15 protein-coding genes and 1 pseudogene are annotated in these 24941 nt (G+C 34.0%); 6 read left to right on the forward strand and 10 right to left on the reverse strand.

The genetic code is table 11. From position 1 onward, the window contains the following. Positions 1 to 9: 9 nt before the first annotated feature. Positions 10 to 773, reverse strand: a protein-coding gene (locus OPR49_RS00960) for an IS5 family transposase (protein WP_156518237.1) whose coding sequence is annotated in 2 segments (ribosomal slippage) — positions 10 to 419 and positions 419 to 773 — 765 coding nt in all. Because the reading frame shifts where the segments join, the coding sequence is not laid out codon by codon here. An 87-nt stretch (positions 774 to 860) separates the two neighbouring features. Continuing rightward, positions 861 to 1624 (reverse strand): IS5 family transposase gene (locus OPR49_RS00965; protein WP_156518237.1). Its coding sequence is split into 2 segments (ribosomal slippage): positions 861 to 1270 and positions 1270 to 1624, totalling 765 coding nucleotides; the frame shifts between segments, so codons are not numbered across the junction. 80 nt (positions 1625 to 1704) lie between these two features. Here OPR49_RS00965 and OPR49_RS00970 point away from each other — a divergent pair. Continuing rightward, positions 1705 to 2271 carry a hypothetical protein gene (locus OPR49_RS00970; RefSeq protein ID WP_265027180.1) on the forward strand — a complete coding sequence of 189 codons (567 nt, stop codon included), beginning with the start codon at positions 1705 to 1707 and terminating at the stop codon, positions 2269 to 2271. Between the two features lie 23 nt (positions 2272 to 2294). Continuing rightward, positions 2295 to 3533, forward strand: a complete 1239-nt coding sequence (locus tag OPR49_RS00975; RefSeq protein WP_265026724.1) for an IS256 family transposase — start codon at positions 2295 to 2297, stop codon at positions 3531 to 3533. On the opposite strand, the gene OPR49_RS00980 is transcribed toward OPR49_RS00975, so the two are convergent. The 6 genes from OPR49_RS00980 to wmk form a co-directional block, all read right to left on the reverse strand. Next, the gene (locus OPR49_RS00980; protein ID WP_265027181.1) at positions 3478 to 13047 is read right to left on the reverse strand and encodes an ankyrin repeat domain-containing protein; all 9570 of its coding nucleotides are present in this window, start codon (positions 13045 to 13047) and stop codon (positions 3478 to 3480) included. The genes OPR49_RS00975 and OPR49_RS00980 overlap by 56 nt on opposite strands. Before the next feature lie 124 nt (positions 13048 to 13171). Then, positions 13172 to 14386 (reverse strand): OTU domain-containing protein, encoded by a 1215-nt coding sequence (locus OPR49_RS00985; protein WP_265026895.1) that lies wholly within the window; start codon positions 14384 to 14386, stop codon positions 13172 to 13174. Positions 14387 to 14822: 436 nt separating this feature from the next. Continuing rightward, positions 14823 to 15995 (reverse strand): hypothetical protein, encoded by a 1173-nt coding sequence (locus OPR49_RS00990; protein WP_265026896.1) that lies wholly within the window; start codon positions 15993 to 15995, stop codon positions 14823 to 14825. 127 nt (positions 15996 to 16122) lie between these two features. Then, positions 16123 to 17673 carry a hypothetical protein gene (locus OPR49_RS00995; RefSeq protein ID WP_265026897.1) on the reverse strand — a complete coding sequence of 517 codons (1551 nt, stop codon included), beginning with the start codon at positions 17671 to 17673 and terminating at the stop codon, positions 16123 to 16125. Positions 17674 to 17799: 126 nt separating this feature from the next. Beyond that, positions 17800 to 18669: an IS982 family transposase gene (locus OPR49_RS01000; RefSeq protein WP_458694421.1), complete on the reverse strand. Its 870-nt coding sequence runs from the start codon at positions 18667 to 18669 to the stop codon at positions 17800 to 17802. A 377-nt stretch (positions 18670 to 19046) separates the two neighbouring features. Further along, positions 19047 to 19988: a WO male-killing family protein Wmk gene (gene wmk / locus OPR49_RS01005; protein WP_265027182.1), complete on the reverse strand. Its 942-nt coding sequence runs from the start codon at positions 19986 to 19988 to the stop codon at positions 19047 to 19049. A 384-nt stretch (positions 19989 to 20372) separates the two neighbouring features. Here wmk and OPR49_RS01010 point away from each other — a divergent pair, with 384 nt between their 5' ends. The 4 genes and pseudogenes from OPR49_RS01010 (at position 20373) to OPR49_RS01020 (ending at position 22562) form a co-directional block, all read left to right on the forward strand. Beyond that, the gene (locus OPR49_RS01010; protein WP_264688169.1) at positions 20373 to 21281 is read left to right on the forward strand and encodes an Rpn family recombination-promoting nuclease/putative transposase; all 909 of its coding nucleotides are present in this window, start codon (positions 20373 to 20375) and stop codon (positions 21279 to 21281) included. A 20-nt stretch (positions 21282 to 21301) separates the two neighbouring features. Further along, a complete protein-coding gene (locus OPR49_RS01015) occupies positions 21302 to 21835 on the forward strand; it encodes a pyrimidine dimer DNA glycosylase/endonuclease V (protein ID WP_253307348.1) in 534 nt (177 codons plus the stop codon). A gap of 9 nt (positions 21836 to 21844) precedes the next feature. Further along, positions 21845 to 22015: pseudogene (locus tag OPR49_RS07740) on the forward strand (pyrimidine dimer DNA glycosylase/endonuclease V); the annotation flags it as partial. Between the two features lie 109 nt (positions 22016 to 22124). Then, positions 22125 to 22562 (forward strand): hypothetical protein, encoded by a 438-nt coding sequence (locus tag OPR49_RS01020; RefSeq protein ID WP_320157600.1) that lies wholly within the window; start codon positions 22125 to 22127, stop codon positions 22560 to 22562. On the opposite strand, the gene OPR49_RS01025 is transcribed toward OPR49_RS01020, so the two are convergent. Then, positions 22503 to 23741, reverse strand: coding sequence for an IS256 family transposase (locus tag OPR49_RS01025; RefSeq protein WP_265027183.1), 1239 nt, complete (start codon positions 23739 to 23741; stop codon positions 22503 to 22505). The two genes, OPR49_RS01020 and OPR49_RS01025, sit on opposite strands and share 60 nt — an antisense overlap. Positions 23742 to 24354: 613 nt before the next feature. Further along, positions 24355 to 24936 carry a hypothetical protein gene (locus OPR49_RS07470; RefSeq protein WP_319803100.1) on the reverse strand — a complete coding sequence of 194 codons (582 nt, stop codon included), beginning with the start codon at positions 24934 to 24936 and terminating at the stop codon, positions 24355 to 24357. Positions 24937 to 24941 lie beyond the last annotated feature (5 nt).

Raw genomic sequence — 24941 nt, forward strand, 5'->3', positions numbered from 1 at the left:
TGAAAGGAGTTAAGCAGCTAATTTAGTAAGCATAGAAGTAATCATATTAAATAAGATATTGTTTTTTGAAGTAAGAGGAGAATGCTCGTAATCCTTGCTCATGCGTCTAAAATTGGAAAGCCAAGCAAAGGTTCGTTCTACAATCCAACGTTTAGGAATAACCTGAAATCCTGTATCAACCAATTTCTTGGTAATCGTTAGCAAACATCCAGTTTCCAACAAACATCGATTTTGTAATTTACCTTTGTATCCTTGATCAGCAAAAAACTTACGTAATGTTGGAGCTTTGCATTTAGCTTGAATAAAAAGATTGGTAGCACCATCACGATCCTGAATGCTTGCGCTGTGTACCTCTGCAGTAATTACAAGACCTAGTGTATCTACAATAATATGGCGTTTTCTACCCTTTATTTTTTTACCGGCATCATATCCTCTTGATCCCCTTTTTGAGTCGTTTTCACTGATTGACTGTCAATTATACCTACTGAAGGTGTTTCATTTTTACCAACCATTTTTCTTACCTCTTTTACTAGCATGTCATGTATTTTTTTCAATTTTCCATTATTACGCCACCTGATAAAATAGTCATACACCGTTTTCCATGGGGGAAAATCCTTTGGTAGCATTCTCCACTGGCAACCACCCCTCATTATATACCTTATTGCATTAATAATTGTTCTGATGTTATGTTTTCTTGGTCGTCCTATCGCTCCTTGTGCAACATAGGGCTCTAAAATTTCCCATTCCTTGTCACTTATATCACTTGGATACAATTTACCCTCCTATTTTTTGCTTACCTCATCATACTCTTTTCTTTATTCCCTTTCAAGACAGGTTCTAAGAACCTGTCTTGAAAGGAGTTAAGCAGCTAATTTAGTAAGCATAGAAGTAATCATATTAAATAAGATATTGTTTTTTGAAGTAAGAGGAGAATGCTCGTAATCCTTGCTCATGCGTCTAAAATTGGAAAGCCAAGCAAAGGTTCGTTCTACAATCCAACGTTTAGGAATAACCTGAAATCCTGTATCAACCAATTTCTTGGTAATCGTTAGCAAACATCCAGTTTCCAACAAACATCGATTTTGTAATTTACCTTTGTATCCTTGATCAGCAAAAAACTTACGTAATGTTGGAGCTTTGCATTTAGCTTGAATAAAAAGATTGGTAGCACCATCACGATCCTGAATGCTTGCGCTGTGTACCTCTGCAGTAATTACAAGACCTAGTGTATCTACAATAATATGGCGTTTTCTACCCTTTATTTTTTTACCGGCATCATATCCTCTTGATCCCCTTTTTGAGTCGTTTTCACTGATTGACTGTCAATTATACCTACTGAAGGTGTTTCATTTTTACCAACCATTTTTCTTACCTCTTTTACTAGCATGTCATGTATTTTTTTCAATTTTCCATTATTACGCCACCTGATAAAATAGTCATACACCGTTTTCCATGGGGGAAAATCCTTTGGTAGCATTCTCCACTGGCAACCACCCCTCATTATATACCTTATTGCATTAATAATTGTTCTGATGTTATGTTTTCTTGGTCGTCCTATCGCTCCTTGTGCAACATAGGGCTCTAAAATTTCCCATTCCTTGTCACTTATATCACTTGGATACAATTTACCCTCCTATTTTTTGCTTACCTCATCATACTCTTTTCTTTATTCCCTTTCAAGACAGGTTCTTAATTCACGTAAAAATGCCAAGCAAGATAAAGAACTTATATAAAAAAGCGAAAAAGGGCTTAAAGAATATAGCTTTGCCGAAAAAACATAAAAAAGTTCAAGAAGCTAACGATAAGCCGAAACCGCTAAGCCCTGAAATTGTGATGAAACCTACGCTATGGCAGAAAAAAGTTGAATTAACCTCTAAAGCAGAAAATATCGAAAAAGATAACAAGTGGAAAATAAAAGTATTCAAAACTAAACACGTAGAGAAGGATTCAAAAAGGGGAAAAATGTTCAAAAATGGTCTCAAAAAGCTAAAAGGTAAGCTAAAAAGCCTAAATCCGATAAAAGCTAAGAAAAACAAGATCATTGGAAGCAAGAAGTTAGCATTTTTACTCACAGCTGGAACGATTGTAGCAATTTTACCAATGTTCAATTTGACCCCTTTTCCAGCACTTGCAATAACTTCTGCATGTGTTTTCAGTATCAATTTTATCGCAGTCAAGACACTAAAGAAAGCTATCACACAACGCAAAGCAAAATCCAAAACGGGAATGTTCAAAAAAGTGTGTCAAACCGAAAAAAAAGTAATAAATTGATATAAAAAAATGGAGGTGTGACAATGAGTCAGAAAGTAGTAAACAGAACTAACGGATTGGTAGATTATAAAGAGTTGGAAACAAATATCCTGTCGTCTATACGAGAAGGAAGACCGTTGACAGGAAGGGAGGGAGCATTAACACCATTTATAAAAAAGCTGCTGGAAGCAAGTTTGGAAGGTGAAATAGAAAACCACTTATTAGCTGAAAGTGAAGAGAATAATCGAAGAAATGGGAGAAATGGAAAGACTTTACGGACAAGTGCCGGTTCATTTGAACTTTTGACGCCAAGGGATAGAGAAGGAAGTTTTGAGCCGCAAATAGTCAAAAAAAGGCAAACAAGCTTACATCCAGAGCTTGAAACGAAGATTTTGAGCACATTTGCCAGTGGTATGAGCTATAGAGATATAGCGTCACACGTTGAGGAAATTTATGATCACAAAATATCGGCGGCAGAGATATCAAGTATTACCGACAAATTACTGCCTATAATCAATGAATGGCGTAGTCGTCCACTGCAATCAGTATACCCGATAGTATTTATGGATGGGATGTTCTTTAAGGTCAAAGAGGATGGACATTGCGTAAGTAAATGTATGTACAATATATTGGGCATAGACCAAAATGGCAGAAAAGAAGTCCTGGGCTTTTATTTGGCTGAAAGTGAAGGAGCTAACTTTTGGTTGGGAGTGCTAAATGACCTCAAAGAAAGAGGAGTAGAAGATATTCTGATTGCATGTGTAGATGGGCTAAAAAGCTTTCCTGCAGCTATAAATAGTGCGTTTCCTAAAGCAGAAGTACAGCTATGTATAGTGCATCAGATAAGAAATTCACTAAAATATGTATCCAGCAAAGATGTGAAAGTTTTCATGAATGATTTGAAAAAAATATATCGTGCTACAAGTAAAGAAATTGCTGAAAATTACTTACTTGAGCTGGAAGAAAAATGGGGAGAAAAGTATCCTTTAGTTATAAAATCGTGGCAGAACAATTGGGAAAATTTATCTGGTTATTTCAAGTATTCTAGCCCAGTTAGAAGGCTAATTTACACCACAAATCCAATTGAGGGGCTGCACAGACAGATCAGAAAATTCACTAAAACCAAGGGCTCATTTACCAGCACAAATGCCTTGTATAAACAGGTATATTGTGCTATAAAGAAGGTAGAGCAAAAATGGACTATGGCTCTGCCTAATTGGGCTTTAACTATGTCTCAACTTGATATTTTCTTTCCAGATAGATTGAAAATTGAGTTGAACTAAAAATGCGCTTTGACACACTTTTTTGAACATTCCCCATTTGCTGTTTTTTTGCACCACCAACTTCTAATGTACCATCTCCATTGTGTAATATCTGTTGTATTGATTGGTTTAGTACAACATCCAGCCCCTTATTAAATTGCGCTATAAACTTGTCAAATTTCTTCGAACTTAACTTACCAGGACATCCTGCTTCTCTACCAGGGCATGCTTTCTCTACATATGAACTTAAAACCCCTGCAATCTCATTAAATTTACCACCTATAACTTTTCCAGTAATCTCTTTCTCCATTTCCATAAAATCAATATTTGACCGGTGCATTGATATTTTGCTACCCTTTGCAGCTTGCTCTACTACTTTCTCAAATCTCTCTGTAATATTTAACGCATAACCTCTTGCTTCTAACAAAGGTACCGGCTGCTCTACCGTAGAAATATATTTTTGTCCTGTAACTTTTCTCATCAATAAATCAAGTAACATTATTGTACTATTCACATCTATTTTTGCATCAACTTGTGAAATTGAACTTGTAGTCTTCGGCCTTTCCTCAGCTGAAGTAGCTTTAGAATTAAATAATCCACCTATAGAGCTTTTTATCCAGCCAAACAAATCATTTATACGTGAAGATAGCCTTGTACTACTACTTACTGCTATATTACCTTGATTACTTAATTCTCCGACTGCATGTGATAAATCCTGCTTATTATGATGGTGACGACGATGACGTGTTTGCTGTCTACTATGTTCGTGTCTATGCTTGTGACCCATAGGTTGATCAGATAACATCACTTCCGGACTTACTTTACTTCCTGTGTAATGGAAAACATCACTATAGACTTGATCCTTATATTCTTTTTTTACAACATTTATATCCCTTGCAGTACTTATTTTCTCCTGATGATCTTTTAGGTTTATTTCCTTATCAGCAAACTTGATAGATAGTGTTGCCATTTTAGGTGTTTCATAAAACTTACTCAGTACTATTGTGCATAGATCATTCTTAGCAACATTATAGTCAAAAGCATTAGTTATTACTAGATCATTACCATTTTCACGCACAAACTTATAGTTTCCTGCTCTTTTTGCTGTTATTAGTTCAGTGTTTGCCTCTATATCTTGACTGGTTACGATAATAATTTCTTTATCTCTTTCAAACACTAAAGGTAATGGTTTTAAACTCCACTCATTGTTATCAAAGTCTATTCCCATTGGAACATTATTCACAATTACATGAGTCTTGTTATACAAATTCACCCCATCTTTTAGCCTTACAGTAAAATACTCATACTTTTTCATTCCACTTGCCAATGATTCTTCTCTTTTCTTTAATTCAGTTATTTCTCCTTTTAATAATAAATCATTTGCTAATTTTATAATTTTTAATTCAAAACTTTCTTTATTCGATAACTTACCTTTTGCTTGTTGCACTAAATTTCTCAAGTCAATTGTATCTACTGAACTTTCTACATCAAGATCGTAAATCACTACTTCAGGAAGTCTATCAATTTTCTTATCTGTAGAATCAATCACATATATGTTTTCACCACCATTGCCAACCAGATGACTTTTATGTAGTGGATTGTTGTGTATTACCTCATAATTACCACTTCCTATCACCACCGTTTCATTATTTGCTAGTGATTGTATAAGGAATGACATCTTACTGAGTCGATTTGCTACAGGTAAGTAAGCCTTTATAATTTCATCAACAGCTTCATTAGTATTCTGCAGCATATATAGGTTACCTTTATTTCCTACTTTTATTTCACTACCGCTGCCTAATCTATAAGAAGGATTGAATGCACCAGAAATTGTTATATTAAATTCTTTATTCGACATTGGTGCAAAATTGAATGTAATTACATGTGAAGTCTTATTTAGTACATTGATATTTCTTACATTAATATTTTTTATCTCAACTGGTTCATATTCAAATGTAAAAGTATTATTTACATTCAAATCTTCAGAAGAATAAATAAAATCAACTTTAGCACTACCAAGCCCATATGGTACAGTATAATGAAAGTTTCCCTCTAATGCTCGATTATGTATAACAGTATTAGGCCTTATCACTATCTGCATTTCATAGCCACAATTTTCATCGTATATTTCTATTTGATCTTTAAACCTTTCACTACCATCTTGCCCATCTATAAACTTAATATTACTAGTATCACTATTGCATGTAATAAATACTTTATCTGCTTTATCTTTTCTACCTAAGAATCTATTTATTCTACTTATTCCAAGAGAATTATTCTGATCGTAATCTTCAACCCTACCTATATCTAATCTCACATTCATACTCTCTTCTTCTCGAGCAAATGATGTAAGATCCAAAGTATTAATTCCAGCTTCTCCAGATAAGTACCCTTTTATAGCACTTCCCTGTAAAATGAATATATCATCTTTATTACCACCGTAATATTTTTTGAATCCATCATTTACTACAAAGATATTAGGACTATTTGCAAATCCTTTCGCATGATCATCACCTTCTCCTAAATTAATAAGAGTATAATTTCCAGTTTTATTTCTATTTAAATCATTTACCCCCATTGCACTTTCACAAAAATAGGACCCATAACTTGGAGCAGGTTCATAATCTCCTTGTGGTAAACAAAATAACTCTCCACCATTTGGGTCATCTGGTCTTGCTCTGCTCCATTTTATATCAGGTATTTTGCTATCAAGTAGTACTTCATTATTCAAATCTACTTGAAACTTGGTTGCACATTCTTGATAATATTTTGTTACTGTTTGTGTGGCAAAGCACCACTTGCCGTCCAATCCACCACGCCTAATACATTCGATTGCATCATATGGTACTTGTAAGCAAGAATCTGTAACTTGTTTTCCAGTTGGAAAAATATACCTTTTAATATCACTATGCTGCTGTAAATACTCAAGTCCTTGATTAACCAGCTGATTATTAAGCTGCTTTTCTTCCATTAACTCTTCTATGTATTGCCGAGGTTCCATACCTATAAATGCACGCAATCCTTCAATAAACTTTTCACTCCCAGTTAAGTGAATAAATTCATCAATTTTATCAACTCTTCTCACTGCCATATAAATATCGGTGCCAACAAACACTACAGCTCCAATCGTTGCCCCAATAGGTCCAGTAACAGATGAAACTCCTTCTAATAATTCAAAACCTTCAGCAACTTCTATGCCAATCTCTGCAGCATCAACGCCTAAGTAAATACCATCTCCTACTGTGCCAATCAGTGCTTCTTCAGTGCCATTTTTATATTCTTTTACCTGATTTATTAAATCATAGACAATAAAGGCTGAAGTTCCACGAGCAAGAAAAGGTGATGCTGCTTTTAAAGATCTACTAAGTAAAAACTTTCCTCCCGAGGCTAATTCTAGTCCCTTAAGAGATGCAGCTTCAGCAACTTTAGCAAATCCTTGGCCACCGGAAATAAAACCCACGTTAACTGCTACCCCTTGATAATTATCGTTTAAAAAGTCAGCTAATATATTCTTAGCCATCATTCCGTGCATGGTCATACCTGAGATTTTTTCTACCCTACTCAGATAATTCATGGTTTTTTGGTTACAGATTAGCTTATTAATTAAACTCTGAGATTTACCTGTAATTTCAACTTGGTCTACTAACCCAATTAATTGACTAAGCTTTTCTTCTGGTAGGTCTTTGATATAATCAAGAAACTTTGCACTATCTACCTTAATTTTACCAAAATCTCTGTTCTCGTCTTTTTCTAAATTGAATTCATCTACATCTTCCCAGGTGAATAAACACTTTTCAGCACTCACTTCTCTTCTTCTTCTACTAAATACACTTGTACTTGGTAAGCATGATCGAGAGTTAAGCTTACGTTCTAATTTTTCAAATTCACTTAAGTTCACGCTATTTTCTTCTTGTAATTTTTCTTTAATTTCCTTAATAACTGTTAATATCTCTGAGTAACTTTCTTCATTGAGCCTTGCAATTGATTCAGCCCATTCACTCACATCACTATTTCCTACTCTTGCAAACTTACCAGCTGTTTTCTGCCACTTACCTTTTTTGTCCAGATAACCTCCTTTGCTCTTCTTAGTGAATGTTTCTCTTAAAAAAAATTTTACTATCTCCAGCTTACCTTTCTTAGCAGCAAGAAGCAATGGAGAACCATCGTCACCCCGCTTCTTAAATCGAGCACCTTTTTTACCTACAAGATATTTTACTATTTCTATGTGGCCACCTTCAACAGCTCTGTAAACAGGAGTCCTACCTTTGCTGCCCTTAGCATTAATACCTACTTCCTTTCCTTTACCTAGAGATTTTGCGTCTGCTAGAGTTTTTACCACATCTAAATGACCTTTTGCAGCAGCAATGTGCAGAGGCCCATCCTTCCCTTTTTGACTATTAACATCAGCGCCTTTTTCGATTAGTTTTTTTACTAATTTTAAATTATCCTTTTCAGCAGCAATGTATAGAAGAGTCTTACCCTCGCTGTCTGTATCATCAATACCAGCGCCCATTCCAAGTAGAAACTTCACTATACCCCACTTTTCAGCACGAGCAGCTTTTTGAGGAAGATTCGGGTCATCGCTCCACTTAACCTTCGGATTATCTCTTTTTTCTAATAGAAATTTTACTATATCCCACCTATCCAGATCAGCAGCCCTTTGAAGAAGAGTGCAGCCCTTGTGCGGGGCATCAATATTAATACCTCTTCTCTTCGCTAGATATTCTACTATCTCTGGACTACTCTTTTCAACAGCTCTATCAAGAGGAGTTCTTTTATCTTTGTCGGGAATATTGATATTAGCACCATTTTCAGCTAGATATTTTACTACTTTAAAACTACTCTTTTCAACAGCTCTATCAAGAGGAGTTATTCCATAACTGTCCGGAATATTAACATTAGCATTATTTTTAACTAGACATTCTACTATCTCTAATTGATTAGAGGCAGCTGGCATTTGAATAGGAGTCCAGCCACTATTGTCAATAGCATTAACATCAGCACCGTTCTTTACCAAATGTTCGACTATACCTAGATCATCCCTTGCAGCAGCAACGTGCAGAGGAGTCCTGTTAAATTGGTCCCTATCATTAATAATTATGCTTAATTTCTTTGGATCTATTCTTGTTAATATATTTTCAATAGTTTTTGCATCACCATTTTTAGCTATTAAATGTAAGATACTACTTTTACTAATAGTATTTTTACTGTAAGTAAAGTAAGTAGAATAACTAGAATCAATAAAATCATTAATTAACTGATTATATTGACTTACATAGCTCCATACAGATACAACGTGACTGCTATCATTTATATGTTCTATTAATTTTAAAGCTTCCCTTAAAACTTCCTTTTCTTTTCTCTCTTCTTTTAACTGCAACCTTGTTACTTCTTGTACTAATCTGTGGATATTTAACACACTTTGCTTTTGCTCACCATTTACCATTGAGTATTTCACAAGTAAGCGCACAGCTGATTTCAACTGCTCTTCATTACCTTCTGCTAAATTTAAAAATATTTCTCTATTGATATTTTCAGGTGCAAAGTAAGCTATAGTATTCAGAATTTCTAAAGCCAATTTCCCATATTGTTCATTACTAGCTATTTTATCAATTGTAATTTGCCAAGTTGTAAAAGTTGTTCGCTCATAATCATTGTCAATTCCTTTAAATAAATCAGATTCAAGCAGCTCTTTTCTTTTTTCTTCATATTTTTCTAAGTAATTAGCGATTGTAAATTCTCCCGTTACTCTCTGGTCTTTAATATATGCGATTGCTTGTTGTATAGCTAAAGGGAAACACTGTAGTTTCTCTTCTACTAAACTTTTTATCTCTTGGTTTTGTGAGTCATCCTCTTCAGATATATCTAGCCCTTTCTTGACAAACTCTATTGCATCTTCCAGCTCTAATTTATCTACTTCAACCGTTTCTATTCCATCTTCCCACTCTCTATCACGAGAAGTAATTAAAATGTAAGGCTTGTTAGCATCAGGTGGTAAATTATGAAGTGGTAAAAATTTATTCAAGTCATTATTTTTTTCTGCATTATCAAAAATAAACAAACTTTTCCTCTTTGCAAAGAATTGGTATATTTCTTTAACTATAGACTCTGTAGTCTTGTCTTCCTCATCTCTATCTTTTATTGGAACACCTAATCTATTATCTTTTGCTAACTTCCAAAAAGAACTTTCCATACTCTTAAAATTTTCAGCGTTAATCCATATAACATTACCGTCATATTTCCAACTGTATTTTGTAGCATATTTCCTAGCCAGTTCACTTTTGCCTATTCCTCCCAAACCACTAATGGAAGTCATTTGTGAGATAACAGTACCTTTGGAATTACGCTGTACTGCTTTATGTAGATTATTTAATTCCTTCTCTCTTCCAGTAAATAATCTCACTGGATCTTTCACATCAAACCAGATTGACCCAAAAATTTCTTTCTTTATTTCTTCAAAAAAAGCTTTTCCTTCCTCATGTGTGAAAAACTTTCCTTCTTTGTCTTTCATCCAATCCAGCATTTTCTCTAAGAACCTACTATAAACATTTTTCCTATCAATGCTGTTAAATTCTTTACCCAGCTCATCTTTAATAATTTCGCCAAGCTCAACTTCATTAGGCTGATTAACTGCAAATTTTAAGTGCTTTAAAAAATCTTTTATGTCCTCTTCTATTTTATTGATACTATCACTTGGCAAGTTAACTTTAGGAAAGTTACTGATATAAAATTTATACTCTTTAAGTACGTTAAAATCAAAACTAAGCTTTTTTCTTAATTGCTCGACAAAATTATTTAAATTACTTGGCAATTTACTGTTATCATATCCACCATCGAAAATCCTTTGATTAAATTTTATTCCTTCGTTTTCCTCAATCAGTACATGTTGAGCTAATTTATCGATATTTTCGCTAATAATCTTGTTTTCTCTTCGTATTTTTACAACTCGATTTTCTTTGGATTCACTTTCTTCTAGCAAAGAAACAAATTTTTCTACAAATTTTTCTGTAGATTGGAGATTGGTATCTAGCTTTCCAAAATCCTTAAACAACTTTAATTCTTTTTCTTTTATTTTTTCCCAAAAATTATCCTTATCTACATATGTTTCCTCACAAGTTTTGAAGTCTTTATAAGTTTCAAACCAGTATTGATCAAGGTTAAGATCCGTAAGCTCATTTCGTAAACCTTTTCTAAAAATATTTAAATTACCTGGCAATTCATCATTATTTAAAAATGCTGTGCTAAACTTTATCTTGCCATCTTTTTTTATTAATACATACCCAGCTAACTTATCAAAATCGTCCTTTATAACACGCTTTCCTTTCTTAACTTTAACAGCTTTAACACTTTGATTTTCTAATATTAGCTTAGCAAATTCCTTAGTAAAGCCTTCTAAATTAGAGATAGTAGGATTATCATCTAAATTAAAAGACTTTCTCCGATCATTAAATACTTTTTCAAAAGCAACTCGAAGATTTTTAGTCTCTAAAGACAGTTGCTGTCCTTTCACAAAATCAACACTTAGTTTGTGACTTTCTTTATCAATAACTTTGTCTATCAACGCACTTTGATATGATTTAAAAAGATTGCCTTCTGGATCATTGTTAGACCTATCATCGCTTATAAATTTATCATCTAACACACACTCAGCAAGCTTTTTTGCTAACTTAACTAAATCAGGAGCGTTTTTTAATACTAAAACTATCTGCTCCTTTCCGGTAAAATTGTCCTTAAATCGATAAAGTTCAGTGTTTAAGATATCATTTTCATCTATTTTCTTATCAAAGATGTCTTCACTTAGCTTTAGATCACATTTTTTATCACCAAATTTAAAACCAATATTTGTACAAATAACAAAATCTTTACTAGTTTTATCTGCTGATTGATTACTCTCAAACTCTCGATTTTGTTTGATTTTACGGTAAGAAATAAAGTATTTTTGTAGACTAAATTCTCCTTTTGTTTTTGTTTGTGTAAGCAGATCATTAACAGAGATCGTTTTACTCTCATCTTGTTTATGCTTAGCTTGCAAAAACCTCCCTACCTTTTCTTCTATTCCATCTGCGTTATTCTTTTCATATTGAAAAACCAAATCATCAAACTTTTCTGCTGTATCCATTTCCGTTGCTAATTTAAAAAGATACCCTCTACCTAATCCTCTTTTCACAAACAGCATTAATAACTTTAACTGATAAATATCACCATGTAAGGTATGTACTAATCCAGATTTAGTATATTCTTGAGACGAAGGTTTTACTTTTTTGCTTGGTGCTTCTTGACCATTCTGTGTCCTTTTTGCTCCTCTAGGTTCCCGTTCTACTGCTTGAAAAGAAGTTCTTGGCCTTTTATTACTATCTTCTGATTTATCTTCTTCAGAATCAGCTCTAGTTCTTTTTTGTTGAAGTTGTTGCTGAATTGATGGTTGCTCTTCAATAGGAACTTGTTGACTTGATTGAACACTTGATTCCAATATTCGCACAATATCTTGCCCACCATGACGTTTAGCAATATCCATTGGGCTTCTATTTCTATTATTGTTGATATCAATTCTTGCCCCATTCTTCACAAGCCATTCAATAACTTTTAATTCCTTTTTGCGAACAACAATATGCAAAGGTGTATCATTATCTTTGCCTTGAAAATTGATATTTGGTTTCGGTTCTTTTTCAAAAAGTCTTTCGATCTTTATTAGCTTTTCTTCTTCTGAGTTAGTACTCCTTACAGTATTAATCAACTCCTCTTCAGGTGTTATCTCATCATCGTAGTCAGAAGGATCAGGAGATTGTTGTTTGTGCTGGATCCTTTGTATACTCAATATTGGCTGGAAATGTGCATTACCCCTATTTATTAGGTGTATAGTGTTTTCCTCATTATAACTTATATCATCTACAGACCTAGAACCTTCGCTATCTATGATTTGATGTAGCCAAACCTCTTGCCCTTCTACAATATGTTTTTCAACAACGTGTAATTTTATATTATATTCTTTACAAATTAATACACCTTCAATATCAGGTCTTCCCCATATAGGCACCTTTAGTGCGCTTCCATACTTTGAGCTAGTTAATGATTGATATAAACTTGGGTTATCAACTTTCATTTTCTTTATATCTTCACTAGCATATTCAATGCTAGCTAAATAAGCATCCCAAAGTTCATCATCGCTAACACTATTATCAGGAGCAATTGTTGTTGGATCATGACGATTCTTAGCATCCTTAATAATTTTACTCTTTAACTGTTGATTACCTACAGCAAGATCCTTACAAACTTTACATAAAGATTCTACTGTGAATTCCATATCGGGCTTCAGTTGTTTAAGACCTTTCGCAACTGAATCAAAGAAACAATCTCCACCACCAATTGCCTGTTCTACCTTAAAATTTTCTGGTAACTTTGGATTATCATCTGAACGTTTGAAGCGGAGAGTATTCCGTTGCGAAGCTATCTGCTTTACATGTTGTGCTCCTTCCAATGTTTCTGAACCAGTTTTTTCTTTTTTTAAGTAATCTATTGGATGTTCCACCTCAAGCATACCACTCCTTACTAATTATTACGTAAAAACCCAACTATGTTCAATTTCCAATATGTTATCAGGTCAAATTAGTAGTTCAAGCAATTTCTATGTATGTTATGGTATTTTATTTTTAGACTGTTTTTTAATTTCTTGAGCTAGGAAACAATTCCCTTTGGCCATGAGCTTCAACTTCTGGTTCTTCTATTTTTCTGTAACTTGGCAATGTAGAATTTTTTATATGCAACACGGTAGTCACTGCACATAAAGCAGCAACAGCACCAAAAATTACCGCACCAACTATAGATGGAACCACTATGGTAGCAGCAATTAATAATCCTGTAATCATAATTCCAATAGCATCATTCTTTAATGAAGTGTAAAAAAGCTTCTTACTTTCTTTCCATCCAGTTTTTTGTTTGTTGATTTCTGTGGCAGTTTGATTAGTATCTGTTTCTGGCTCTACTACAGTAGTCCTTTTGTGATTAGAATCTAACTCTCTACTGTTAGAATCCCTACTGTGGAATGTTGTAATCTGAGACATGTCTTGCTTAGGGATATTCTCCTGAATCATGCATTCCATACCATAAACTTCTTCTTTAGGAACTTCTTCATTTTTCTCAATATCTTTTTCGATGTTGTTAAGCAGCGGTACAAAATGGTTTCTGTAATTCACTATTCCAACAAATTTCTCATTACAATTTATCTTTAACTTATCAAGATCCTCCCCTTCCATAAAAACTTCTGGATCACCATCATTTGATGTTATTTTAGTGACTATAATCTTTTGAATATCCTCACCACTAATTGCTTCACTGATTCCATAGAAATAAAGCTCTACATCGTACTTATTAGCAATCATCCTGCCTTCAATTTCTGGCCTTCCCCAGATAGGGTCAAAAGAACCTAATTCTTGAGACATGGCTTTAATCTTTTCTAGGTAGTCACTGAAATGGAGGTACTGATTACTGCTATGCTTCGATTGATTATCATTCATTACTCCTCTATAAACCCAGCTACTTACATCAAATTCATATTGTTTAGCATAGTTTGCACAATCCTCTCGCAATAACTTTGCATTGAAATTTTTACTACTTGTAACTTGACCCTTATTTTTTAGTTCATTCAACCTTTGTGCAACAGAATCAAAAAAGCAATCTCCCCTACCTGCAGCAGCTCCTATCTTGAAGCCATCAGGGAATTCTTTTCTTAATTTCTCTAGGAGCATTTTGTGTTCTTCTTTTTTTCTTCCTCTTATCTGTGTGAAAATTGAAATAGGAACTCTAGTGATTTGGTTGGATTCGGAACCAAACTCTAGCTGATCACAGTTTTGATCTTTTAAATTTTGTGAATTGTACATACACTTCACCCAATATTAACAACCTATCTTTTAAATTATACAGTCACCAAAACATTTTTGCAATAGCACTCCTTAATGCATTGTTACTAATTTATTAATAAGTGATATTAAAAAATCAAGCAACTCAACCATTTCCGGCAACTAGGATCGCAACCCGTGAGAAGAAGTTTTCTTGGAATCGATTGGTCTACCGCGTAACCTGTGCAAACTTTTATTTATAGTAACTTTGCTATACAACAAGATTAGCTATAATAGCCTACTTCTACCACGTTTATATACGAACCAATTTGCCTAACTTTGTTGCAACAATTTTGTGCTTTTATTTTTACAAACCTATTTTTACGCGGCTTGTTCTCACGAATATATGTACTTTTTTGCGATTTTGGAAAGAGTAAATAAACAAATCTTTCGTGACTCTAAAGTCAGGCATTTCTTCTCAACTTATTTTAGCGGCATCTTTATAATTAAAATTGTTACATCCAATTGAATCATTCTCTTCTTTAGCACTATAGTAGTTTCTAATCCCATGGCTTAACTGCTTGGAATAATCAAAATTAAATGCTCCTTCATCAAATGATTCTTCCTTTAAATTTCTAAACCAGTACTTTATTTCTGCTTCTGTTGCTTGTTTGGATGGTACTGATGTAGATTTTTCGGGATACTGTGCTGTACTATGACATGACAAACACGAAGATTTTTTATTATCTATTGGACCATTAAGCCTACCTAAATATCCTAAAGAACCTTTTATCACATCAGGATTTATCCAACACTCCAATAACCTTTTCCCAATTATGTAATCTGATGTAAAATAATTAGAATCATTACCCCATGCAACTCCTAATAATTTCATATTAAACCATGGATTCTTATTGTTCATCTTATAATCATAAATAAACGTACCTGCAACCCATCCTGTTTCTTCTGACCTCTTATCTTTAACTAAAAAATCAATTTGAAATAACCTCAGTTCCTTAAATACTTTTGGAGTTCCTTTCTCAGAATGATTTATGTAACCAGTCCAAGTAATACTGTTTTTAAGAGTTGGAATATTCTCATCCGTTGCTTCTGTAAATACTAATTTTGTGCTTACTGTACCATCTAAGAATTTCCCTTTGGTAATATCAGGATTGTTTATATCTTTCCATACCTGTCCATATGTATATGCTCCTTGCTCATTAATAATAGAAATTGCCCAATTTTGTATCATGGATTTTTGATCATTATGTAATTCACCTGGCTTAAAGGATCTTTCTCTCGTTAAACCATTAACAAATTCTCTACCATTTACTCCATAATGCATCCATGGTGCATGATACCAATTAGCAATCTTATTACAATGTAAATCAAAATCACAATCGATATTCCCATCATATATATACTTTAAAATTGTATAGGCGTATTCCTGTGGTTCATCTTTAAACGATATGTATTCCCACTGCCTTTCTTTATTACTTGGTTCAGCAGGATAATCAGTCTTAATTTTAAAAATTTTGCCCCTATAACCTGAAGGTATTTCATCACACGAAGATATTACTGTTCTATTGGCATATACAAAACTATTACTTAATATTAGAAACGATAAGATTAACAAGCTCCAAGTTCGCATTTTAAATTCTATATAATGTCTCTAATTTTTGCTAAATTATACCTTCATATCCTGTTATCCTTTTACAAACTGTACTCTTATCCTAACTTTATAAATCCCTTGTATTTCGGTGAATGGTTACACAAATTTATGATGACAATATCTTGATTTTAGCATCATCTATGCTAACTTGATCTAATGTATCAAGTGGCTTGTTTTCTTTAGCTTGAGGACAACAATATAGAACTAGGGTAATAGAACCTAAAATGACAAAAGCGGCACCCAAAATTGCCAATAATATGAGATTACCTTTCTGATCAGAGATAAGAGGCTTTCCTAAAAATGAAGAAGTCAGTGATCCAAAAAAAACAGCACATGACAATGCTGTAAGACATAAAGAGACCTTCTTTCCTTTAGAATTTTTCTGCGATTGATTATAGCTTGAAGTTTTGTAGACTAATTCTTTACCTTCACTTGTATCTATAGCACTAAAACAGATTTTTTGAAGAATTCTTGATGATTTACTATCTATACTCTCCCTACTTACCTCTTTTGGTGAATTGCCAGGAGTGCTACTCGCTGAAATCGGTGGTTCACTGCTATTTAATAATTGATTACTATCATCTTCATTGTGCTTCGATGCTTCTAAGTTATCTGTGTTAGTTATTTCAATACTTTTATTTTCTTCATCCAATTTCACTAAAGTGTCTTTTGAAACTTCTTTTCTACTACTCTGTTCATTTCGTAATGAAAAATCTTGCTGATCATCGTGAGTATAAATACTATCTGAATCTGTTAAAATACTATCATCAGAACTTTTATATGTTTCACTTTCATTTTCAGCAGTAACAAAACTTTCTTTGCTTAAAATAGGACTTGATGCATTTTCTTTTGATACTAAAAATATTTCAGCTCCATTATTAACTTTTTTCTGACCTGAACCATCACTATCAATAAATTCGGTATCTGAATTATTACCACTTTTCTTGTTCTGGTGGAGGGAATTAAAGTTATTAATATCAAAATTGTTACTGATACTCAGGTTTAAATCTTCTTTACTTAGCGTTATTGTAGCATTATGATTTTCTCTAGCAAACGTGGTTTCTTGAATACTACTAGAAGTATCACTTTTATCTTCTGATAATGGTGTTTTATTACTACCTAATGGACTGTTACTGTTCTCTTTGTAATCTTTTACCCACTCATCTGGTACTACTAAAATTTTATTGTTGTTTTGTCCATCTAACTGTACATTTATTGTAGCACCTTTTTTACTCTCTAATGGTGCCGATGTCTCTTGCACTATGTTCAAGCCAGTACTCTCATTAATCTGGGAGAAAGTTGTTGAGATCTCTTTTTGATTTTTCTGACCCAACTTTAGATCTTGATTTACATTAGTAGAGCCTAGATGGTAATTATCCCACTGAAGCTCATCCATCCTTACTTCATCAGGTGTGCCAATTGAAATACAAAAACTACGAGTACTATCAGGTGTACCAACTAATTCATGAAGACTACCCGTATTAGGTATACCAAATTCCGGTTCCAAATTCCTGTTCTTACTCTTATCTTTCCCTTTCCCTTTCCCTTTCATCTGATCAGATTCACAAACACCACCTGATCTTCGAGGACCAGGTTGTACCTTGTTTGCCAAAGGTAATGGTGTGAGATTTTCCCTTTGCTTATTTTTTCTACCCATAACGCCTACTCCAATACAAATTTTTATCGACTACTATGAATTTTAACTTGACCTAATTATTGAATCAATTAAAAATAACTAAGCTTCGATAACACGTTTAGGTCATGTATAAACGCGAATTCTGGATTAAGGAAGGAAGAAAGAATAGGAAATAGAAGGCTTTTTGGATTTGATGGAATAGGAAATGAGAGTAGAAAAGATATGAACCAAAAAATTAACAGGGGATCTATGGCGAGTGTGTTCAATTTCTAGTCTATTTTTTAGGTAACCAAAAACAGTCTCAATGATAGACCTTTTTCTCAGTAAAATCTTCTCATTTAGCGAAATCAATGTATTTTTCATACCTTTTTTCACGTTGGTAACAAGTTTCAAACCTCGGTCAAACAGCTTCTGAAAAAGCTCTTTTGCAATATAACCTTTGTCACCAAACAAAAGGCCGATTAATTTTTCCGTCAGATTTGGCACAGGTATCCTATCATCAACATTGCCTTTTGTGAGCGTAAGTGCATAAATTTCACCATTTTCATTGATTACCATATGTAATTTGAAACCAAAAAACCAGCCGTAAGTGCTCTTGCTTAATTTTGCAATTCCAGCAAAAACTTTGTTTTTGGATATTCTTTTTGCATGACAAACTGCAATGGGAGTTGTGTCTATATATGAAATTCCAGTGTTTTCTGACTGTCCACAAAGCCAATGCAACAACATTGCTAAATGCCACAAAACCCTAGGCTTTAGAGCAACAAACCTGGTATATGAAGGTAACTTTGGAAACTCTGATTTGTAGAGCAACGTTAGGTAATGTAGATAGAAAGTTTTGAAATTTTTACACGGAGATTGTTGATATAGCAGGATTATTGTCATGATTTCGGAGTGCTCAATTTCCGTTGTTCTTGTGGGTTTTTTACCATTTGGCAGTAGTTTATCTGCAAAATTTTTCTCTATATCTCTGCAAAAATCATCGACCAAACAAAACAGTTTTGTTATATCTTCCATGGGTAACCTCATCTATTTTTTTATAACTGCTGAGTTTACCCTGTTTTCTTGCCTTTTCTATTCTCCTTTAATCCAGAATTCACGTTAGTAGAGCCTCTCCTCCGCTTTGTTTTACTCTCTTTATTTCTTCTATAAATTCATTTTCGTCTTTATTCTTATTATTCATAAAATTTACCTTGAATTAGTTTCTTATAAAATTTAAATGTTTACTGCTACTTTTTTAGTAGCTTTGGCATAAAGCCATCTATTTTGGCGGGAGTCAAGTCAATTTTTTCGATTTTTTTTGTTTATTTTTTTTATGAAAAGATAGAAGATATTAATAATTATTGGTTTCTTTAAGCGATATCACTTTGTATTCGTACTCTTAAAAAATAAGCTCAGGATTGGTTCTCACTAGATAAGCCAGTGATTGAAGAAATAGCATCAACAGAAATACCTAGTATAAGTAGATTATTTGCTACTTTTATCCCTTCTGCTTTGTCGATCTTTTCTTTGTAAATCTGCTTTCTTTGGGATAAAAATCCTATTAGTATGTTCAGTTCATCTCTTGATTCCTGATTATCAATTCTTTTGAATTCTCTCGTCAAACTTAATAGCTCATTTTCCGCTTCCTCGTCTTCATAGTAATCTTCTTCCGTTATCAGATCTTTATCATCCACTGATAATATTTCTGCTGCTTTACATGCCACCTCGCTCAAAAAGGTACTCTTTCCTTGTTCATAGTTATGTATTTGTGAATGCGCTACACCGAGCTCTTTTGCCAATTCCTCTTGAGTATATTCCCTTATTATCCTCCATTTCTTCATCTCTTGTCCTTCCTTGTGACGCTTACAGACAACTAGCTCTTTGTTATCATATTCATCTATTGATAAGCCTGTTGCTTGGTAGATAATATCAGCATCAAATTCTAACTCGAGCATATTTTTTGCCATTCTTATTCTTGCTGCTTTTACATCACTTTCCTCTTGAGCTCGAATAAATTTGGTTAATGCATTAATTGCCTTGCGCGGTCCTCTCCCCTTTGTTTTCATGTATTTTCCCATGAAATCGTACGTCTCTTGCGCCTTATCTTTATCAAAACAACTGTCTTCTCTTGGTGGAGGAAGTAGATTACTAATAGGAACTGACAATGCCTTTGCTATACGTTTTAACTTTTCAGTTGGAATGCCACATTTTCCTTTTACATACCTTAGCAGCGTATAGTATTCTATACCTGTTTTATTTGCTAAATCTTTTTGGGTATATTTTCGCTTTAATATCCAGCTTCTTACATTCTGCGCTATTTCGTATCTTATGGAGATAGTAGTACGTTTTGCCATGCCGCTAACAGAAATAAACTACACATTATTACACAGGTGAGCATAAATTTACCATGAAAATGTTGACTTCAAGCTCTTTATTATGAAAGGTGTGAGAGCTAATGGTAGGCTTACGCTCGCACTTTTGTTAGGCCCTTGCACCAAAAATAAGTGTTTTTAAAGCTCTTTATAGCTCATGAATTCATTTGCCGGGGTTTTTAGGCGCTTTATGAGTGGGTTATAAAAAGATCTACCCCAAAACCTCTAAGGTGCGTAGTAGCATTCTAAAGCCATCTATGGGAGACATTTTTTTTCATCAACGCATTCAAAACTTAAAAAAATAAAAAACTTGAACATTTCTTCAGAATTGTGTATAATTATTAATGCTTTTTAGGTTAACGTCTTATGGCTTTTTCGAAGTTTCTTGATCCCAAAAATGATGTATCGTTTAAGCGTATCTTCGGTACTGAAAAAAATAAAGATATCCTTATTCACTTCCTCAATGATATTCTTGGCTTTACTGGTAAAAATGAAATAAATGATATAGAGTTTTTAAGTACTATTCAAGACCCTGATATCGCCGCTAAAAAGCAAAGTATTGTTGATGTTCTCTGTAGAGATTCTACAGGTGCTCAATACATTTGCGAGATGCAGGTCGCTAAAACTAAAGGATTTGAAAAACGTGCTCAATACTATGCTGCTAAAGCTTACTCAAGGCAAGCTGATAAAGGTGACCAGTATCATAACCTTAAGGAAATTATCTTCATTGCTATAGCAGATTGTGTACTGTTTCCTAATAAATCTGAGTACAAATCAAAGCATACTATTCGAGATGAAGACACTAATGAGCATGATCTAAAAGATTTCTATTTTATATTTATTGAGTTGCCAAAATTTCCAAAGAATAAGGAAGATCAGTTGGAAAATATAGTTGAAAAATGGGTTTATTTTTTTCGATATGCAGATGAGACTAGTGAAGAAGAGCTGGAAAAAATAATAGGTAGTGATGTAATAATTAAAAAGGCCTATGAAGAGCTAAATAGATTTAACTGGTCAGAAAAAGAATTTATTGCCTATGAACAGGAAATAAAACGTATTCTTGATGAACAGGCTGTCCTCGCTCAAAAACTTGATGATGCTACTGAAAAAGGCAGAGAAGAAGGCAGAGAAGAAGGCATCCAAATCGGTCATGAAAAAGGCAGAAAAGAAAGGGAAATTGAAGTCGCAAAAAACCTACTTAAAGCAGGGGTTTCTATCGATATAATAGCTCAAACTACTGGTCTTACAGTTAACGAAGTCAAAGACTTAAGCTAATTCTATCTTTGGGTGTCTAGATGAACATCTTTGTACTAGATGAAAACCCAGCAATTGCGGCACAAATGTTATGTGATAAGCATATAGTAAAAATGCCATTAGAAACTGCTCAGTTATTAAGTAATGTTTTTTCAATAGCATTAAAAGTGCCAAATCCTTTAGTCAGCATCACAGACCAGAATATAGAAGTTCCATATAAACTTACTCACAAAAACCACCCTTGTTCTCTATGGGCTAGACACTCAAAAGGAAACTTTAATTGGTTGATAAAGCATGGAAAAGAATTGTGCATAGAGTATAGCTTGCGATACAAAAGAACGCATAAATCCGAAGAAGTTATAGATTGGTGTGATAATAATAAGGATTTGCTAATTTTTCAATCAGCTGATATACAAATTTTTACACAAGCGTTACCTGATCGATATAAATGTAGTAATCCAATAGAAGCCTATAGAGAATATTACCTAAAAGAAAAGATGAGGTTTGCTAAGTGGGAAAAAGGTAGAGAAGCACCAGGTTGGATAATCTGCTACACAATACCACAGCTAATATAGCTCATAAATAAAGAAGCCATCCAAATCGGACATGAAAAAAGCAGAGAAGAGGGCGAAAAACAGGCTAAAATAGCTGTGGCTAAAAATTCACTCAAGGCGGGTGTTTCTATTGATGTTATTGCTGAAATAACAGGGTTTTCTGTTGATTATATTGAGAAAATTCAAGAAAAGAAGTTTTAGCCATAACGTTTTTTTTATTAAACCCTCTATTCTAGTAATTTTAATATTGCAATCCATTCTAATGTCTGTACAATGCCTTTTTTATATAAATACTTAATAGGAGGGGTTAATGCCAACACAGAAAGAGCTTCGGGCTACGATGTCCAAAAAATTACAGGAAGCTATTAAACATCCAGATCCAACAGTTGCTGCCGGGAGGAAGTCAGCTATCAAGAGATGGGTGGGAGTCCTTCAAGATAACTTTATGGAGCACATAAAATACTTTAAGGGTGATAAGTTGAAGTTTTTGCACAATGTATTCCAAGATGAAGGTTGCTGGTCAGGTGTAAGGTTGGATAATGCTGCTTTAGGTCAAAGGTTTACTGAAGAGAAAATAGGTGGAATAGATAATCCACTTCGCAAATATGAGATGGCTTGTAGTTACTGTGTAGTGGATAAAATTCATCCATTCTTGGGAATGTTCAAAAAAGTGTGTCAAAGCGCATTTTTAGTTCAACTCAATTTTCAATCTATCTGGAAAGAAAATATCAAGTTGAGACATAGTTAAAGCCCAATTAGGCAGAGCCATAGTCCATTTTTGCTCTACCTTCTTTATAGCACAATATACCTGTTTATACAAGGCATTTGTGCTGGTAAATGAGCCCTTGGTTTTAGTGAATTTTCTGATCTGTCTGTGCAGCCCCTCAATTGGATTTGTGGTGTAAATTAGCCTTCTAACTGGGCTAGAATACTTGAAATAACCAGATAAATTTTCCCAATTGTTCTGCCACGATTTTATAACTAAAGGATACTTTTCTCCCCATTTTTCTTCCAGCTCAAGTAAGTAATTTTCAGCAATTTCTTTACTTGTAGCACGATATATTTTTTTCAAATCATTCATGAAAACTTTCACATCTTTGCTGGATACATATTTTAGTGAATTTCTTATCTGATGCACTATACATAGCTGTACTTCTGCTTTAGGAAACGCACTATTTATAGCTGCAGGAAAGCTTTTTAGCCCATCTACACATGCAATCAGAATATCTTCTACTCCTCTTTCTTTGAGGTCATTTAGCACTCCCAACCAAAAGTTAGCTCCTTCACTTTCAGCCAAATAAAAGCCCAGGACTTCTTTTCTGCCATTTTGGTCTATGCCCAATATATTGTACATACATTTACTTACGCAATGTCCATCCTCTTTGACCTTAAAGAACATCCCATCCATAAATACTATCGGGTATACTGATTGCAGTGGACGACTACGCCATTCATTGATTATAGGCAGTAATTTGTCGGTAATACTTGATATCTCTGCCGCCGATATTTTGTGATCATAAATTTCCTCAACGTGTGACGCTATATCTCTATAGCTCATACCACTGGCAAATGTGCTCAAAATCTTCGTTTCAAGCTCTGGATGTAAGCTTGTTTGCCTTTTTTTGACTATTTGCGGCTCAAAACTTCCTTCTCTATCCCTTGGCGTCAAAAATTCAAATGAACCGGCACTTGTCCGTAAAGTCTTTCCATTTCTCCCATTTCTTCGATTATTCTCTTCACTTTCAGCTAATAAGTGGTTTTCTATTTCACCTTCCAAACTTGCTTCCAGCAGCTTTTTTATAAATGGTGTTAATGCTCCCTCCCTTCCTGTCAACGGTCTTCCTTCTCGTATAGACGACAGGATATTTGTTTCCAACTCTTTATAATCTACCAATCCGTTAGTTCTGTTTACTACTTTCTGACTCATTGTCACACCTCCATTTTTTTATATCAATTTATTACTTTTTTTTCGGTTTGACACACTTTTTTGAACATTCCCTTGGTAGAACATTTTAAAAAAGTATCTAATTTAGCACCACAAAAATTTTAATTATTTACTCCTTCCAAAATCGCAAAAAAGTACCTACCTTCGTGAGAACAATTTAAATAAAAGCGGCGTTGTGAAAATAAAAGTGTGAAATTTTTGCAACAAAATTAGGTAAATTAGTTCATATTTAAATATGGTGAAAGTAGGCTAATATAGCTAGTTTTGTGGTATAGTAGAATTATTATAAAGATAAAGTTCGCACAGAACAAGCGGTAGACCACGCGATTCCAAGAAAAAATCTTCTCACGCTAGCTGATTTTTGTTGCTGGAAATGGTTGCATCATTTAAATTTATTAATGTTATACACTACCAAATTAATAGTTGCTCATTTAAGAACCTCCTTCAACTTTACCCAACTCGACACATATACTTTTTGAAACATTGCTGCAAGTAGAAAAAAACAGGTTACCCACCTTAACTTCTTTAAATTTGCTCACAATCTTTACTTGATGCATAAGGTTTTTGTTACACTCCTTTCATCTACCGATTACCTCTACTTACCGCCTTTACCTTTGCTAAGGTCAGAAACACGACTAGCTTCAGGACCTTCTAAACTCGACTGTGGCAGGTCACCAAAATTACTGGAATCACTAACACCAAGCGATATAGGTGCTTCTACTAATCCATACCCTCCTCCTACTCTGTGATATCCTAATTCTAGATAAGTACGTAGTAATGGATCAATTTGTTCTCTATTTTGAATGTATGCTTGCAATTGCACATCTTGAAATCCCGGATCATTCCTGAATAATTGTGAAATGCCCACTCTTATGTTCTGAAAGTAATTTCTATCTCTGTTTGGGTGGCCTCTTCCAAGAAAATCGCGTATTATATTTATGATATTCTGCACTTGCCCAACAGGATTTTCGTTTAGAACTCGATTAATATCACTAGCATTTTCTAATGCCCATAAACCACAATTCCAACCATCTGTTTGCTGACTAACAGAAACATTATTAATCCTGATATTATTTCCTAAGTTATTTTGAATGATATCAGTAATACCACCTGGAACAGCAGTAGCAGTTGAATCAGCATAGTACCCAACATAGTTCCCATTTTGACGTTCAATCACTAGTG

Source organism: Wolbachia endosymbiont (group A) of Bombylius major, assembly GCF_947251895.1.
Classification (GTDB): Bacteria; Pseudomonadota; Alphaproteobacteria; order Rickettsiales; family Anaplasmataceae; genus Wolbachia; species Wolbachia pipientis.